General features: G+C 45.7%; 12 protein-coding genes. 5 read left to right on the top strand and 7 right to left on the bottom strand.

All coding sequences use genetic code 11. The annotated features are described in order from the left end of the window. Nucleotides 1-52 precede the first annotated feature (52 nt). From EHO57_RS17580 to EHO57_RS17560, 5 genes are all read right to left on the bottom strand, one after another. Nucleotides 53-685, bottom strand: a complete 633-nt coding sequence (locus EHO57_RS17580) for a response regulator (protein ID WP_135642278.1) — start codon at nt 683-685, stop codon at nt 53-55. Then, the gene (locus EHO57_RS17575) at nt 682-2,019 is read right to left on the bottom strand and encodes a GAF domain-containing sensor histidine kinase (protein WP_246050782.1); all 1,338 of its coding nucleotides are present in this window, start codon (nt 2,017-2,019) and stop codon (nt 682-684) included. The genes EHO57_RS17580 and EHO57_RS17575 overlap by 4 nt, the downstream gene beginning before the upstream one ends. A 152-nt stretch (nt 2,020-2,171) precedes the next feature. Beyond that, entirely contained in the window at nt 2,172-2,564 is a 393-nt protein-coding gene (locus EHO57_RS17570; RefSeq protein ID WP_135642274.1) for an OsmC family protein, read from the bottom strand. Between the two features lie 133 nt (nt 2,565-2,697). Continuing rightward, nucleotides 2,698-4,671, bottom strand: coding sequence for a S8 family serine peptidase (locus EHO57_RS17565; protein WP_167882230.1), 1,974 nt, complete (start codon nt 4,669-4,671; stop codon nt 2,698-2,700). Nucleotides 4,672-4,705: 34 nt separating this feature from the next. Further along, nucleotides 4,706-6,211, bottom strand: a complete 1,506-nt coding sequence (locus tag EHO57_RS17560) for a choice-of-anchor D domain-containing protein (RefSeq protein ID WP_135642270.1) — start codon at nt 6,209-6,211, stop codon at nt 4,706-4,708. Nucleotides 6,212-6,557: 346 nt separating this feature from the next. Here EHO57_RS17560 and EHO57_RS17555 point away from each other — a divergent pair, with 346 nt between their 5' ends. After that, nucleotides 6,558-8,393: an RICIN domain-containing protein gene (locus EHO57_RS17555; RefSeq protein ID WP_135642268.1), complete on the top strand. Its 1,836-nt coding sequence runs from the start codon at nt 6,558-6,560 to the stop codon at nt 8,391-8,393. Between the two features lie 199 nt (nt 8,394-8,592). On the opposite strand, the gene EHO57_RS17550 is transcribed toward EHO57_RS17555, so the two are convergent. Beyond that, a complete protein-coding gene (locus EHO57_RS17550; RefSeq protein WP_135642266.1) occupies nt 8,593-9,297 on the bottom strand; it encodes a FecR family protein in 705 nt (234 codons plus the stop codon). A 279-nt stretch (nt 9,298-9,576) separates the two neighbouring features. Here EHO57_RS17550 and EHO57_RS17545 point away from each other — a divergent pair, with 279 nt between their 5' ends. The 4 genes from EHO57_RS17545 (at nt 9,577) to EHO57_RS17530 (ending at nt 15,930) form a co-directional block, all read left to right on the top strand. Then, nucleotides 9,577-11,202 carry a hypothetical protein gene (locus EHO57_RS17545; protein ID WP_135642264.1) on the top strand — a complete coding sequence of 542 codons (1,626 nt, stop codon included), beginning with the start codon at nt 9,577-9,579 and terminating at the stop codon, nt 11,200-11,202. A 170-nt stretch (nt 11,203-11,372) separates the two neighbouring features. After that, the gene (locus EHO57_RS17540; RefSeq protein WP_135642262.1) at nt 11,373-13,025 is read left to right on the top strand and encodes a hypothetical protein; all 1,653 of its coding nucleotides are present in this window, start codon (nt 11,373-11,375) and stop codon (nt 13,023-13,025) included. 56 nt (nt 13,026-13,081) lie between these two features. Further along, a complete protein-coding gene (locus tag EHO57_RS17535; protein WP_246050781.1) occupies nt 13,082-15,463 on the top strand; it encodes a right-handed parallel beta-helix repeat-containing protein in 2,382 nt (793 codons plus the stop codon). Nucleotides 15,464-15,510: 47 nt separating this feature from the next. Beyond that, nucleotides 15,511-15,930 (top strand): 5-fold beta-flower protein, encoded by a 420-nt coding sequence (locus EHO57_RS17530; RefSeq protein ID WP_135642259.1) that lies wholly within the window; start codon nt 15,511-15,513, stop codon nt 15,928-15,930. 54 nt (nt 15,931-15,984) lie between these two features. Here EHO57_RS17530 and EHO57_RS17525 read toward each other — a convergent pair whose 3' ends face one another. Next, complete coding sequence (locus EHO57_RS17525; RefSeq protein WP_246050780.1) at nt 15,985-17,202, bottom strand: NHL repeat-containing protein; 1,218 nt, start codon at nt 17,200-17,202, stop codon at nt 15,985-15,987. Between the last annotated feature and the right edge of the window lie 51 nt (nt 17,203-17,253).

Below are 17,253 nucleotides of genomic sequence, written 5' to 3'. Positions count from 1 at the left end.
TTCCAGAGAAGAAGAAAGGGAAGATGAAACCTTCCCCATATCGTCAAAACGCCTATTCTAACAGGTTCTGGTCGTAAGCGTATCTCACCAATTCTTGAGTGGACTTTAAATTCATTTTTTCTAATATTCTGGATCGATACGTATTTACCGTATTCACACTCAGAGCGAGTTCTTCAGCGATGACCCGCACGCTTTTTCCTTTTACGAGAAGCATTAGGATCTGGAATTCTCTCTCGGAAAGAGTCTCATGAGACAACTTATCCGAAGGCCTTGCCAATTCTCTCACCAAGATCTCCGTCGCTTCCGGGCTTACATATCGATTGCCAGATACTACCTTGCGAATGGCAACGATCAATTCTTCCCCGGCACTTGCCTTGGTTATATAACCGGAAGCACCTGCCTTTAAAGCACGGACTGCAAAGCGATCTTCGGGATACATGCTTAAGATCAGCACTCTCGCATCCGGAGAAAGTTTATGAATGTATTTTAATATATCCAAACCGCTCATCGTAGGCATATTGATATCCAGAATAATGATCTGCACCGACTGATGGTTCAGAAAGTCCAATACTTGCTGACCGTTCTCAGCCTCGTACACTATATCTATATCCGATTCCATAGAGAGAATCTTCTTCAGACCTTCTCTTACCAATAAATGATCATCCGCTATTAACGTAGAAATCATGACCTGTCCTCCATCAATCCGCTACTACGAAGGGGAATTCTCACTACCACGGAAGTCCCTTCCCCTTCTTTGCTTAAAACCGTTAATTCTCCGCCGAGTACCACTGCTCTCTCCCTCATTCCGATCAACCCCAAGGATTTATGGTTCTTCCATCGATCTTGTCCCATTCCCACCCCATTGTCCTCTATTCGTAAAAGCAATAAGGACGGTTCCTCTTCGAGAGAAACTTGGATCCTATTCGCTTTCGCGTGCCTGGCCACATTCGTAAGCGCCTCTTGGAAAATACGAAAGATGGCGATCGAATATTCTTTTTCACTGGGCAGGTTCTCCGTTCGAATGCGAAGATCGCAAATGATCCCGGTCCTCTTTTGAAAATCCCTACTGTACCATTCGATTCCTTCGACTAAACCCAAATCCTCTAGGATCAAAGGCCTAAGTTCTGTAGCGATCCTTTGGACAGACTCGATCGCAGTGTCCGCGACCTTGATCATAGATCTGATATCCGAAAACAGTTCGAACGCTTCCGGGTCCTTCTTCTGGATATTATTTTTTAATAATGTAATATCGATCTTAAGCACTGTAAGAAGTTGTCCGAGTTCGTCATGGATCTCCCTTGCTACTAAGAGCCTTTCCTCTTCTCTTACTTCCTGAAGTCTCGCGGATAGAGCTCTCAACTGTTCCTGGGAATTCTTTAAGGAATTCTCCGCATCCTGTCTCTCGAAAACACGACCGATCAGGGAACTAATATGAGTGATCGCCTCTAAGAAGGAAGGATCCGGAGTTCGCGATTCCGAAAAGAATTCCAAGACACCGACTAGATTCTCCCGAACCAATATGGGCAGGGCAAAAGCGGATTCTATTTCCGCTTGCAAGGAAAGATCCCTGGATCCTTCCTCCAAACTAGTTGCAATTTTTGTAAACCAAATAGGCTTTCTTTCTCTCTGGACCTTTTCTGAGAAGATCGATCCTTTTTGGCCGAGACTTCTTCTAAATTTCTTTAAGGATGGATTTTCTTCGCAATAGCAAATAGGAGATAAACTAAGAGACTCATCTTCTTCTTGCAGGAGATATACTTGTCCCAATTTCCAATTTCCGATCGCACAGATCCGATCAATGGAGAATTGCAAGATCGAATCCACATCGTTGGCCTCGTTTGCGGAACTGGCAACCTGTTGCAAAAGATTGAGTATGGAGATCTTACGTAGTAGCTCTTCTTGTGTGTTTTGATCTTCTATTCCGGATCCACCTTCTTCGGATCCCAAGGAATTAGAAGAGAAGCTAGCAGGAATAGATTCGCGTTCGGCATTTTTATCGATGTTCGATATACTATGCACAAACAGGGATTATCATGTTAAATTTACATCTTTCAATCCGTTTTTCTCGCCTAACGTAGCGAGAAAATGAAAAATTCGAGATCCAACTTATACCTAAATGCTTCCTGTATTTGCATAGAACGACTGTAATCGTCGATCCTATACGGTATAGATCATGCTAACTTAGTATCGATATGGATCGGATTACTGAGAGTCTTGTGAACCGGACAGGCATTTGCCACTTGTAAGAGTCTCTCTCTTTCCTGCTCGCTTAGATTTCCTTCTAATAGCACTACTCTTTCAATATCAGTATGGTCCCCCGCTTTCGTAAGATTCAACTCTATGGATACATTCTTGAGATCCATCTTCTTACGCTGCGCATACATTCGGATCGTAATATCCGTGCAAGCTCCCAAGGCCAAAAGCAGGAATTCATGAGGAGAAGGTCCTAAATCTCCTCCCCCATCTTCCTTGGACTCATCCGCGATCAATTCATGACCGGCTGCCTTAAGGATCGTTTTATAATTTTGTGAAGTGCCTTCTACTCTTGCTTGTACGTCGCTCATAAAAGAGAAATAGGTCCTCACAAAGGGAAAAGCAATCGATTTTTAGGAATATGATGGGAGGAAGAAGAGCTGGACGAGTTCGAAATGGAAAGATCGGATGCGGAGAATCCCACATCCGATCTTGGATTACTACTTACTGCACCGTAGCAACTGTTGGTGCGGCAGGCGTAGGCAAGTATCCGAGCGTTTTGTATCCATCTGCTCCCAGATTGTATTTGATCTTACTGGATAAACTTAAGGTGTCCCCTTTGGTAGTCAGCAAATTGATCGTATCTTGATACGTAAACAGAGGATTGAAAGAGCGGATCAGGGTCGCCAGTCCGGCCACATGAGGGGTCGCCATGGAAGTCCCATCGATCGTATTGTACACGTTGAGAATGTCCTTGTCCATGTAGTTCCAAGAAGTCAGGACAATGGCTGCTCCATACCCGCCAAAAGAAGAATCGGAACTAAAAAAGAAACCGAAAGAACAATCACTTCCGCCGGTACATTTTTTTAGACTGTACTCTTGGAAATTTCCGTTTAAGCTTCCAGTCATCGCATCCAAAATCAAATTAATATTCAGTGGAGTGAATGGATTGCCTGTTCCGGATTTATAACCTACCAATACACCGTCATATCCTGCTTCTGTACTCAAGAATGTATAAAAGGAAGCAGTGACTGCATCTACTCCGGCAGGGACGGAAAAGGTAGTGTAAGCGTAGGAAGAAACGTTGTTATTATATACAATTGGAGTACCGGTCCCATTCGTTATATAACAAGAATTAGGAAGCAATAAAGTAGCATAAATAGTGGAGTTTATAGTACAGCTGGATGTTCCCCAAGAAGAGCCCGTAGAAGAGGAAGAGTTTGTAAGTGTCCAAGAGCTATAATCGGTCACGTTCACAGTCGTATTCTGACCGGCCCAGGTGCTTACAATATTCGTTCCAGGAGCCCCTATATCCACATTTGTAGTATTGTAGTTCGAAAAACTTGCAAGCGCATAGGATTGGTCCAAGGCGGCAATACACAATAAATTCGCTGCTGTAGAAGCGCATGGATAGCCTACAGTACTATCGGTCACATCCGCTCCGTCATTTCCAGCTGCAACGACTACCAATACATCATATACAGTTCCAGCTTGGACAATCGCACTATCTAAGGCTGAATCGAAGCCAGGGCCACCTAGACTCATATTGATGATCTTAGCTCCGTTGCGTGCCGCAAAATTTATACCTTTCATGATGTTCGAAGTACTTCCGGAACCGGCAGCGTCTAAAACTCGAACAGGCATGATCTTGGCAGTCCAACAAATCCCCGAGACCCCAATGGTATTATTTCCCTTGGCGCCAATGGTCCCCGCGACATGGGTTCCATGTCCGGCAAGGTCCATCGGATCCTTGTCGTTATCCGCATAATCATAGCCGATACAATTTCCCAGACTTCTTCCAGTATCGCTTACGCAGGAAGAACTGGACCACATATTGCCGACCAGGTCGTCATGATTATAATTCACTCCGGAATCCACAACCGCTACGATCGTATTCGTACAATCCGTAGAAATGTCCCAGGCATGTTCCATGTCCATGTCGCTACCGGCGACTCCGGGATTATTCGTAGTATAATCTCCTGTAGCCACAGTTTGAGATGTATTATGCAAACTCCATTGCTGCGCAAACTTAGCATCGTTTGGCACCTGCACTGTGCTATGATAGATATAATTTGGCTGAGCGTATTCCACATTTGGTAAATTCGAATAAGCAGATACCGCATCCTCTACCGATTGGACGCTTGCAATCTTAACCAGGCTATGGCCATGTTCGGAAATCGCCTCCGTTATAGCCCCCCCTGCAGATTGCACGATATAGGATTGCACAACAGAATCAGAATCTTTTTTGAATTTAACGATGATCTCCCCGGCCATATACTTTCCGATGATGGTCTGGGTTTGCTTAGAAGAACTAAGGGAGCTCGCCTTTTTCTGAGAAGGAGGAAGCTTAAAGGTCTGAAAGGCTCGCAACACGCTTTGCCCAAATCCGCCTAGGAAATTGGAATCTTTCGCGAGAAGCATTCCACCACCCGCAAACATAAATCCGAAGAGGATCGCGAGAATCAGAGATCGTTTCATAATGTATTTCATAGTGTTTCTTTTATCAACCCAATTAGAAAGTAATGCTTCCGGGAGCAGACGCAGTTTCAGTGATGACCGCAAATCCGAACTTAGTGAATGGCAGCACTTTAAAGTAGTATGTTCCGGAAGAAAGAGTAAATACCGTTTGATTCGCAGTATATGCTCCTCCGTTATAATTTACGATATTGCAGCCGTCTGCATTTCCATTCGTTAGACTTGTGAAAGTGAATCCAGAACCAGTAGCCGAACCTGCATAACAGACCTTGTATCCGCCGCCGAGCGAGTTGACAGCGCCCTGTTTTAAAGCGGGCCAGGTGACCGCAACATTGGTTCCACCGATACCGTTCAAGGTCACATCGATCTCTCCATCCGTAACACTCTGGATACGCAAAGTAGTAGAGATAGAAGATGCTGAATTCGGATGAAAGATAACGTTAAACGCAACGGCCTGGTCCGGCTTGATCGTCAAATTCGTCGGTTGAAAGACAGTAAAATCCGTAGAGTTATCAATAGAGACCGGATTCGATCCCAAAACCAGATCAGTTGTTCCTACGTTCCTTAAGATAAATGCCTTCGTAAAACTCTCAGTGGTTTTAGTTCCAACAAAATTCACGGAAAGTCCACTTGCAGTCAAATCGATCCCATCCGAAGTCACCTGGACCTTGGGACTAGAACTAGCAAGTCCAGTCCCCTTTAATGTAAAGACGAATTTAGAACTCGTTAAATTCCCAGAAAGCGCATCATTGCTCGTAATCGTCAACGTTTCGGTATACGTAGAGGCCGCCGTAGGTGAGAATATAACTGTTAAGTCGGTGGATTCGTTTGCACCGAGACTAGACTTCTTAATGGTTCCCGTAAAAGCGGTACCAGTAAAACTTACAGTTCCGATCTTTAGAGTATTCTGTCCTATATTTCGAACAGTAAGGGTCTTAGCAGAAGATGTAGTCGATTGGACCGCTCCGAATGCAGCGATAGAAGGAACCGCAGTGCTCCCAGTAAAATAGGCAGCGATATCTATTGGAGAGTTCTCATCCTTTACTTGGATCATAGGAAGTTTACTCGAAGTTCCGGTTCCCATTAGCAAAAGAGAAAACTTAGGAACATCGGGCTGATCGGAAAGAATAGACAATGTTGCGTTATGCGCACCGTAATTGGAAGCCCCAGGAGTATATACTAATTTGAATGCGACATTCGCATTCGGAGCCAAGCTTGTATTTGTAGGCTGCGCCAGGATCGTAAATAGAGCCGAGTTCGCTCCTCCGATACTTACCACAGGAGATCCGGTCAGGTTCACAGTGTTTGTACTACGATTGACCAAAGTAACTGTGATCGTCTTTGAATCCCCAGCCACTTGGGTCCCTAGATTCAAACGATTTCCGGAAACATACTCTTCCGAATTGTATGATACTACAAGACCGTCGAAGGAATTCCCCCACTTGAACAGGGGAACCGGAGAACACTCGACACTCAGTAAAATCAGGAGGAAGGAAAATATAGCAAAGATCTTTTTATATTGGACTCGCGTAATTCGCATCATTGGAACTCTTATCCCATCCGTAATATTGTTCAAAAATAGTTTATATGCGCTCTATCTTTCTAATAGTCTTTAACCATCTGGAAGGATTTAGAGGACAGTAAAATTCTCAAAAGTAGGACGATTTTTGGTAAATTTGCGTCAATCTTTCTTAAATTGTTATGCTTAGTATTCTAACTTGTAGATTCCCGCCTAGATTCTCTTCTTTTCCCCCTATTTAACAGCTTTCTAAGCACTTTTTTTCAGGATCTGAGGAGAAAGGTCCCGGAAATAAGTGAGAATTAAGAAGCTTTTATACCCCTATCCTTTAAATACTAACTGCCTCAAAAAAATATCTAAGAGGGTTAAGATGAAGAGAAAATTCGTTCAGCGCCTAAGTGTGCTGGCAGTCGCCGGGATTCTCGCAAGTGTGCAAATGGCATGTAGCGACAAGAATCCGGGAAGTGGTTCGGAATTCGCTGCGTTGACAGGAGCTCTGTCTTCGCTCGGAAATGGGAGCGGTTTACAAGGTTTGCTGGGGAATAAGACTTCTTCCGTGGTTCATGCGGCTAGCAGTTATTTCCATACGGAGATCTATCCTCCGCATTGGCTGCAATGGACGACGGACGGTTCTGCGCCTATTCAAATGGACAGTCCTTTTCTAACTCAGGGCTTACGATGCAATGGTCGTTACTGCGATGATGTGAATCTACTCGCAACGGAAACTTCTTATACGCAAACCAACAGTTGGTGGACGGATTATTTTTCAGAAGAAGGTACCAATTATCGTATCTGTGATAATAACGGTTTTGTAACAGGAATACAGTGCAGTGGAAGTTATTGCGATAACGTTTCCTTACGTTGTTCTCAATTGAATAATAGCGGAGTTCGCACTGGCTGCTATTGGACTGCCGGTGTTTCGGAAGAGGGAGGCGGAAAATTCGTGGCTCCTCAATCCATGTACGTTGCGGGTGCGAGTTGCAACGGCCGTTATTGCGATAATATGTCATTGTATCTCTGCCAAGCAGATAATGGCGGACCAACCTTCGATATGGATGCATTGGCTCATCAATATGCACCTCGTCTGAGATTCGATCAGGAGACGACTACCGGATCCGGAGACTCGAGCAAATGTTTTCCTAGCGACGCAGGATATTATTATGCGCAAAGAGCAGCAGGAGCGACTCCTCAATCTCTTTGTAATAAGGATTATTCCACCATCTCCAATAACCAAGTTCCTATCTACTATATGGCAAGCCAGGTCGGGACGAATGCAGTTGCGATCCGTTATTGGTTCTTTTATTCCTATCAAAGTACATGCTTCTTAAGTTTCGGGAATCACCCAGCAGATTGGGAATCCATGGTCGTGCTGATCGTAAATGGACAACTGCAAAGAGTGGCTTACTTCCAACATGGTGGTTGGTATACAAGAGAACCAGGGAACTATGAAGTCGTAGGTGGAACTCACCCAGTGGGTTATGCGGGTAAGAATGCACATGGGACCTTTCATAACTCGGGAGGATCCGGAGGCTGTCTCTATTTCGACGATTATAGGAATCCGGGAAGCGCGGATTATCATATGGACACTTGGAATAATCTCCAACTTCTTTCCAGAGGAAGCGATTTCCCGGATTGGATGAATTGTACTGGGGATAGTTGCTTCGACGGGATCGGACATCCAATCGAGCAAACAGGAGATCTTCGTTCCATGGGAGGTTGCGGAAAAGACGGATGCGGTTGGTCCTCTTTGGACGCGGATATTCCGTTCCAAAACGATCCTACAGGCTCGGAGTATTCTGCCATCACTGCAAAGCATAGCGGAAGAGTATTGGATGTTCCTGGAGCAAGCACAAGCGACAGCGTGAACATAGATCAGTATTCGAACTGGAACGTGGACAATGAGAAATGGTCCTTAGAATCCACAGGAGACGGCTATTACAAGATCATCGCTAAGCATAGCGGTAAGTGTATGGACGTGAAGGGAGCCTCTACTTCTGCAGGGACCAATGTGGTCCAATATTCTTGCAGTGGAAATACGAACCAAAGGTTCCAACTGCTTCCTTATAGCGACGGATTCTTCTCCATCCAGGCGAAGCATAGCAGTCAATGTCTGGACATTGCAGGAGCCGCAATGGGAGACGGAGGTCTTCTCATCCAATGGCCTTGCGCTTGGACAGATAACGAGAAGTTTAAATTCACTCGTTAAGAGATTGATTCGCGCCTTTAAAGAAGGTGCCGGATCGGAATGCTACGGAGGATTTTTGCCTTTGTAGCATTCTTTTCATTTTTCAAAAGATAATTAAAAGCCGAGATCCTTGGACCTCGGCTTTTCTATATTTGAATCGATCTGGAGTAAGGAGACCCTTAGATCTCGGCTTTCCATTTTCTTGAATGTTGTCGGAAGCTTAAGGAGCTGCGTCCAATCGCTTCTTTGCGAGAGCGATCACGGCTTGGAAGTCTTTCAGACTCATTTCATTCTTGTGCCCCAGAGGAGAATCCGCTAACTCGCTATGATCATGTCCATAAGGAACATTTTCTTTGCGTAGATCCGCAGGAGTTAAATAGATCGTTTTAGATCCCCTAGTGACTGCAAGGTAATCGGAATCGTTTGTCTTCTTGGAGTGGCTTGCATTATTTTCGGATTCCACATGACCCTCGCAATGACAGATCATGGTCATATCCTCAACCATTCCGGTATAAAAGGAAGTTCCTCTTACTCCGGCAGTAACTGTTGGCGTATGTAAGGAAACGCCTTCTCCTTTTAGGAGTTTCTTTGTAGTCAGCCAAGTGCTCCCCTTCTCTTGGATGAATAATTTTTCGTTTTCCTTTTCGGTGAAACGGAATTTGGAATTGGACTGAACTTCTACCAATGTAGAATTTTCTCCAAAGGTAATGACCGCAGTGGATCTGTCTTCGGTCTCGACTACATCTCCGTTCTGCAACTCTTGGAGTGGAGCCACTTTGATCTTTTGGTCTCCTCTTTCAATTGTTACATTTCCGGAAACGAAGGTAATAATTCCCTTCTTCCTATCCGATTTGCCTTTATCGCAACCCATAGAAATAAATAGGGCGAAATTCAGCACAAGAAGGCACTGGAGTATCTTTTTCATTGCACGATTCATCCTTGCAAAACTTGTATTTGTTAGCTGGACCGAGTAGATTGCTTTTCTTATATTAAATTGCAAATCTTTTATTGGCCTTCCGTTTGTTCCGATCCGTTTAGCGTCCGTTGCCAAGCCCCCTAATCCGAACCCTTTTCCGAGCAAATTCTGCCGTTTTGACTTTTTGGTTTTAGAGAATGATTTGCCTGCGTCCTTGTCCAACAGGAAAGAATGCAAAGAGCGCATTACTTCAGCAACAAACAGTAGTTAGCTGATAGGAGTCTTGCTATGAAACTCGTTTTGTCCGACAAACTTTCTTCACTGGAAAAGAGATCTTCCCTCCGGACCTATATCTATATAAGTATAGTTTCTATCTTCCTATTAGAATGCAATTCTGCAAAGCCGATCAGCATCGATGCGAGCTCTTCTGTGATCGGCGCCTTACTCTCGGATGGAAGTCTAGGCTTATTCTCAGGTCCTTCTAAATCTTCAGTCAAGGTAACTGTGGCCGGGTATCAAAATCTGGATAGCAGTCCTATGAGCCTGACCCTTACCGATACGAGCACCACTCTGACCCAGGACCTAGAGATTTCGGATAACGGTACATTCTCCTTTTCAACATCTTTGGATCCGGGAAATCCGTATTCGATTACCCTGAACGATTATACCAAAGGCCAGGCATGCATTCTAACAGGTGACACCGGAACTGCGGGCTCTTCTTCTCCTGCAAAGATCGATTGCGAAAGGACTCTAGTCGTCGCGGCCGCTGTTACTTGCTGCGGCCCTTCCGGTCCACCGATCGTCCTCTATCCGATCAATCACAAGACTAGTCCTTTTACGATCGGGACCTCCGTTCCTATTTCTTCGTCAGCAACTTATATCCAACTCGATCTGATCTGGAACGGAAATAAGTATCTTTTAGTATGGACCACGGCTGGCGACTCGGTATCCGGTCAATTTTTCGATATCGCGTTAAATCCGATCGGTTCGAACTTCCCCATTTATGCCGGTGGAGGAACTACGATCAGATCGCTGGCAGCCGAATATAATTCTAATTCGGATGAATTCGCAATCGTCCTATCTGATACTACTCCTGCGGTAAAATATGTTAGGTTAAATTCTGTGGGGATTGTTTTGAATTCCAATAACGTGGAATCATTGGGAGCCGGTCTTAATTTCGGGAATGTTGATGTGATTTGGGATGGAAGCAAGTATATTGTAGCTTTCGAAGAACACAACAATTTGGATTTAAGCAATAATTTAGCGGTTTTTAGTTTTACAAACGGAACAGCCTCTCTGATGAATCGAATTGCTCTAAGCATTGGTATCGGCATGGTCACACCAACGAATCAAGCGTTTAACGGGGTAATCGGCGTTGCCTTTCCAAATCTTCTGCGGACGACAACCGACACTTGGCTATTCTTTAACCGAACAAATTCCAGCGACGAGCTAACAGTAACTGATTCCAGTCTCTTTGAATGGAAAAACTTTTCCGGATCCCCTACAAAGATAAAAGAGGACCTAAACCCTTTCAGTTGTCCTCCACAAACCGATCCGGCAAACGGTCTGGAATTTTACGTTCCCCATGCAGTGGATCTAGGCGGGGAGATCCTTTTGAATTACGAACTTCACTGTGAAGAAGCAATCTCGAGCCCGTTCTTATTCGATAATATATTCCATCTGGCGATCAATCCGAGCAACGGAGTCCCAGGCACCCCTCAATTGTACACAGTGTCCACTGGGCATAACCGTTCCTATGGCTCTTCCATGACCTGCAGAAAGGACAAATGCTATACGAGCACCGGGACATTCATTAATAATTTCTATCTTCTGGACCCGAATTTAGATGGGACTCCAAATAATTTTTTTCCGATCGCCGCTTCGGACCAGGGATTTTTAACGGTAATTCAGTAACAAACGTTAGTTGCAACTCCGAACTATTTGGTTCCTGATTTTGTAACGTTCATTTCCGATACGTCGGCTATTTGTTAGTTTCCCCTATTAATAGCTCAAACAATCGGAACTCGTTTGTTTATTTGGTATCAGATGTAACGCTGTACAAATCTCTCGCGAAGGATTCTCGGATGAAATACTCGGACGGAAATACATTCTATCTTTCTAAAATAGCTCGATTTGTCGGCGCGAAGACCATTTGTCTCCTTTTTCCCATATATTCCTTGATGGATTGTAATAACGCCCAGGCCTTGAATATAGACGCGAGCTCTTCTGTGATCGGTGCACTCTTGTCCGACGGGAGCAGTGGTTTGTTTGGAGGCACAACTTCTCCCTTTGTGAAAGTTAGCGTGAGCGGGTACCAAAATTTGGCGGGAAAGCCGATGAATCTTACTCTTACAGACAGCACAGGAGTCGTGAGCGACCAAAGTCTGCAGATCACCGCCGATGGTTCTTATACATTTGGGACAGCCTTAAATCCTGCTTCCGGATACACAGTCAGTCTAGGTACTTACACTGGCGGACAGAACTGCTCTTTAACAGGAGGCACTGGAACGATCGGCACGAGCGCCTCCCCTAAAATAGATTGTGAGAGGAATCTTGCTATTGCGGCCACTTGGTTTGCAGGCAGCATCCCGGTTGCGAGATTGTTCCAGATCAATCAAATCACCCAGACCCAGGTGGGATCTTCTATCTTTCTCTCTCAATCTGCCTCGGTCCCAGCCATCGATATGGTTTGGAATGGTACGAACTATTTTGTGGTCTGGAATGGTTCTCCTGGCACTTCCGCAGTAAAAGGAAGGTTATTCGATATGGAATTCACTCCTCTAACCGCCGAATTCCCGATCGCGAGCGGAACCATTATCAAATCGGTTGCTGTAACATACAATTCTACTCTCAACGAATATGCGGTGGTGTTTTCCGATAATGGAAGCGTTTCTACTGCGATGAATTCCGTAAAATACATCCGAGTCCAACCGGATGGTACCCTTATAGGATCTCCTATTGTAATAACACAGGTGATCGGAAGCGTCGGGACCTTGTTCGGATACGCAGATATAGTTTGGGACGGAAGTAAGTATCTGACCGCATTCGAAGATCATGATAATAATACGGACGATGCTCCAAATAACTACGTAGATCTGTATAGTTTCACGAACGGAACTCCAAGCATCGTTACGAAACTCAGTTTATTCAGTGGGACAGGTTCCACTGGGGCGATCTTTCCGGTGGGAACGACTGGAGCGGCTTATCCGAATTTCCTTAGGACTGCTACGGATACCTGGCTCTTCTATAATCGTAGCAATGTGGATTCTCTAGATAAAACGGTAGACGCAAGCTTGATGGAATGGAGAAATTCCGGGTCCAGCGGAACCCAGATCATCAAGGATACGATTCCCGGAGGTTGCAATCCGAATACGGGGTACCAGCTATATGTTCCCTCCGCTACGAACTTCGGAAATAAGATCCTAGTCGGTTACGACTTACGTTGTGCGACTTCTTCTATCAATAACTACAATGTGTATCATGCTCCCATTAGTCCGAGCACAGGAGCGGCCACTTCACATATTAATTACTCTGGTCCGATCTTACCCGCGAATTTTACCATGGGAGCTTCTACAGCTTGTAGAAAGTCCCGTTGCTATACGAGCGCAGGAGCCGTATCAGACGGACTTTATCTCTTTGATCCTGGGATAGACGGAAGCACAGATACATTCCTGAAATTCATGTCGGCTTCTCCCGGAAACGGTCCTGACTTTCCGATCCAAACGGTAACCCAATAACGGACAAGAGAATATCCGCTATCTAATCGAACTATAGAAGATCTAAGAAGATGTATTTGCGAATCAAATCGTTTATCACCAAACAAGCATTAGTCTATAGATTGAGATTTCTTCTTCTACTCTTCTTATCCTTTTTTAGTTGCTCTTGCTATAAGCCTCCTCCTGGAGGAGGGCTACTGGACTTCTTCAATTTCAAGACTAGCTTGGATGCGATAGACACCCCGGTCCCAGTATTCGCACAAGTTTCCGGTCTAAGTTCCGGGACCTTGACCGTAACCAACGGCCTGGGAGAAACCTTGACGTTCACCTCCAATGGAGCCCAAAAATTTCCTACTCTGGTAAAGTATAAGTCGGCTTATTCGGTCACCTTGTCTGGACCGGTTGGGGCAAGCGTCAATCTCACCTGTAAGATCAGTAATCCGAACGGACCTATCCTTCTTCCTCAGACGACCATCTTCATTACCTGCGGAGTGGTCTTTTACGATCTTTCCGTAAACGTAATCGGATTAGATCCGACAGTAGCCGCAACGGATCCATTGATCCTACAGAATATGGGAGATCGGATTTCCTTTAATGCGGATGGGACAAAGAAATTCGCCACACAAGTAGGTGACGGTGCAAGTTATTCTGTTAGTCTCATTTCCGTTCCCAAAGGACATACCTGTTCTTTTATTCCGGTTACCTCAGGAAGCGGGAATATTTCCGGCGGCCCCTTGACGCTTACTCTGGATTGTATTTCTCCTTTAAAATATATTCCCTCGACCGGGATCCTAGCTCCTTCAAGCAAAGTCTCGATACAACTCTCCTATCATGGGATCGATCCCGGTAGCTGTAGCTTCGACTTCATAACTATATCAGGAAAAAATAATGCAGCTGCGACGGCGAGTCCTCCTAGCATTACTTATCCTTCCGGGACAAACAATAATACGATCGTTCTCGTTCCGAACGGCCCTGATTTTTGGGGCCCTTCCGGAGAAGGTTTCGTCCAACTGAGCGGTTGCACCGGAGGAGGACTTCCTATCTCGAACGGAAATCCGATCCTCTTAAATCTCACGGTGGCATCTAATATCCGTTTCGTAGATGTAAATGATCCGAGCGCAGGAGATACTCCGGGCTGTGGAGTATTAGGAGATCCTCCTTGTAGGAGCATACCGCAAGGGATCACGGAATGCGACGCCTCGGGACTTCCTTGTTCCGTATTCGTTGCGGAAGGTACGTATCCAGTTGTGTCCCAAATTTTCTTAGGAAATACCACCTCTCTGGTCGGAGGTTTTCCTTCCGGTTTCTCTAGCTTGGCCCCGGATCCGGTCAATCATGTAACGTTGATCCAAGATACTAGGATCGGATGCGGGGCGGTTCCGACAGACTTTTGTATAGCCGTATCCATATCCACTGTAGGACTAAATCCTGCTTCTACGAGCTTAACAGTGAGCGGGTTCACGATACAGGTCAATTCTGCAAGTTATTCGGAAGGGATCCTCTTGAACGGATGCAAATTCAACTCCGGGCAAATACGCATAACGCAAAATACGATCTTAGGGGATCTTACAGTACCACCAGGTAGCGATGTGAATTCAAATGGAAGAGGGATCGAAGTAGCAGGCTCCGAAAATATTGTGATCTCCGGAAATACGATCCGAGGCCCTTCTCGAAAGAATTCATCCGAAGGGATCTTTTTGATCGGCTCAGGCCTATCTCAGCCAATCATCATTACCGGGAATATCATAGACGGGATGATCGCAGATTCCGGCATCAGCGCGGCAATCGATCTAGACTTCTCTGCGGCGATCATTGCCAACAATAAGATCAACGCATACCAATTCCTGAACCCAACTCCGGTAGCCGTCATTTCCGCTGGGATCATGATAGACGACGCGTTCGGAGGAACTAGTTACATATTCAATAACGATATATTCGTGCCGGATTCGCAATCCGGAATGTGGGGCCCGGCAGTAGGTATCGCCGCGAACGGAGATATAGACGGTTCCTTTCTCATCCTGAACAATCAAATATTCTCTACGGTTGCAGGTTCCACAGGAAATACACTAGCCATCCTACTTTCCGAACCCCCTGCCCCTCCTTTTAGTACGATCCTGAGAGGAAATAACTACTTCACCGGCACAGATATTGTCGTTACGGGTTCTCTCGTAAACTCCAACAATTATAACTCGAATCCTAGATTTAAGAGCACGACCCTAATCGATCAGCTCTGGAACTTCACTAGCTCCAGCGGAACTTCTTCTCCTACCGATTCTCCCTGTTCTTCTCTCTATGGGGGAATAGATCTCAGCACGATCGGCTTACCTCTGGCCGCTATCCCTTATATCGGGATCGATTTTTCCGGGAACGGAAGAACTACGATCACAAACCCGCTCACTCCGATCGGAGGAGATGGGATCTCCATCGGCGCCGTCGAATCGGATTCGAACTGCTTCTGATTATATCATTATTTTAGAATATACTTATTTATAAAAGGGAGAATAGAATGAAAAACTTGCTGATTAGCTTGGGAATGATGGCCTTGTTGCTTCTTTTAAGTGGACAGGGATTATTCGCGCAGAGTCTAAGAAACTCTAATGGAAACGATAGAGCCGGTGTGGATTCCAGCGGAACGATCCGAAATTCCTCCGGAAACGTAGGAAGGATCGACTCCAACGGTACTGTACGAGACAATTCAGGTCAACAAATTGGAAGAATAGATTCCGACGGAACCGTGAGAGCAAGCTCCGGTCAACAAATCGGAAGAGTGGACTCGGATGGAGTCGTACGAGGAAGCTCAGGACAACAGATTGGAAGAGTGGACTCGGATGGAACTGTGCGTGGAGGTTCCGGCCAACAAATCGGAAGAGCAACAGGCGTTAGTCGCCAATGGGCTGCAATAGCCTTCTTCTTCTTTCCTCATTGATCCGATCTCTTTTTAAGAAGTCCTGGTCTAAAACGGAACAGGGCTTCTTTCTTTTTAAGGGTATAGCACCACTCTATTGTTCGTATAATCCGCGACCCAAAGTCCGCAAGAAGTCAGAGTAAGAGCGTTCGGCCCAGCCAACTGAGACTGGGAAAGAGTCAGATTCGGATTGCTCGTAGTATAATTAGGCTCGCCTAACACGTTATCCGCGTCCATACCGATCCCAAACGGAGAAGAAAAATGGATCGCCCTTTGGTTCGAATAATCGGAGATCCATAAACCCCCTTTCGAATCGGTGGCAAGTCCTGTCGGAGTCCAAAGTCCGGTCTGAGAGGTGGCATTCACCGAGGCTGTAAAACTAGACTGCCCCAAAACAATATCCGCAGACATATCATTGGACAAAGGAGAAGAAAAATGCATGACTCTTTGGTGTGCCGTATCGGAAACCCAAAGACTTCCGGAAGATTCCATAATGATCCCGATCGGATTCGAGAAAGTTGAACTACTCACGGCACCCGAAGTGCCGGAAGTAAAACTCGTCTGACCAAGCACTAGATCCGCAAAAGCGCCGCTCGCAGGGATCGGAGAAGGAAAGTGAACGGCGCGATTATTCGCAGAATCAGCGACCCAAACTCCTCCCGAAGAATCCACGACCGCAGCCCGAGGATGATTGAGTAATACTTCGGAAACCCCAGAAGCTCCAGTACTGGAGCCGATCACTTTATCCGCAGAATCCCCGGTAGCAACTCCATTCGGAAAATGCAATATTCTATTATTATTATAGTCCGCTACCCAAAGTCCGCCTGCGGAATCAACTGCGAGATTTTGGGGATTATTGAACTGGTTCAAGCCGGTGCCGACCGTTCCACCCAGGATTATATCCGGGGTCCCCCCACTTGCCACGGAAGAAGGATAATGCAGCACACGATTGTTCTGGGTATCGGAAACCCAGATCCCTTTGGAGTCATGGGTAATCCCCTGGGGTTGGTGCAATTGTGCATCTCCCGAACCACTCCCATTCGAAGTAAAATCGATTTGGCCTAAAACGAGTGCGGCATTCTCACCTAGGGCCAAACCTCCGCTAGCGGGGCAGGAACTAGAGGTAATGATATCCGAGGTAACCACCGAAAGCAAAAGACCGCTGGCATGGCTCATGTCCAAATTCATTGCTTTGGCGGAATTGCAATCCGTAAATTGCAGAGAGAGAAGTAGGATAGTTAGAGATAAAAATGATCTTCCCTGAAAAGGGCCGGGTTTGATTTCGCTTGGCATGGTCCACGTCCTAGCCTAGATTACTAACTTAACAACAACAAGTCGGAAGGA

Source organism: Leptospira langatensis, assembly GCF_004770615.1.
Lineage (GTDB): Bacteria > Spirochaetota > Leptospiria > Leptospirales > Leptospiraceae > Leptospira_B > Leptospira_B langatensis.
This window is presented reverse-complemented; position numbering and strand designations above follow the sequence as displayed.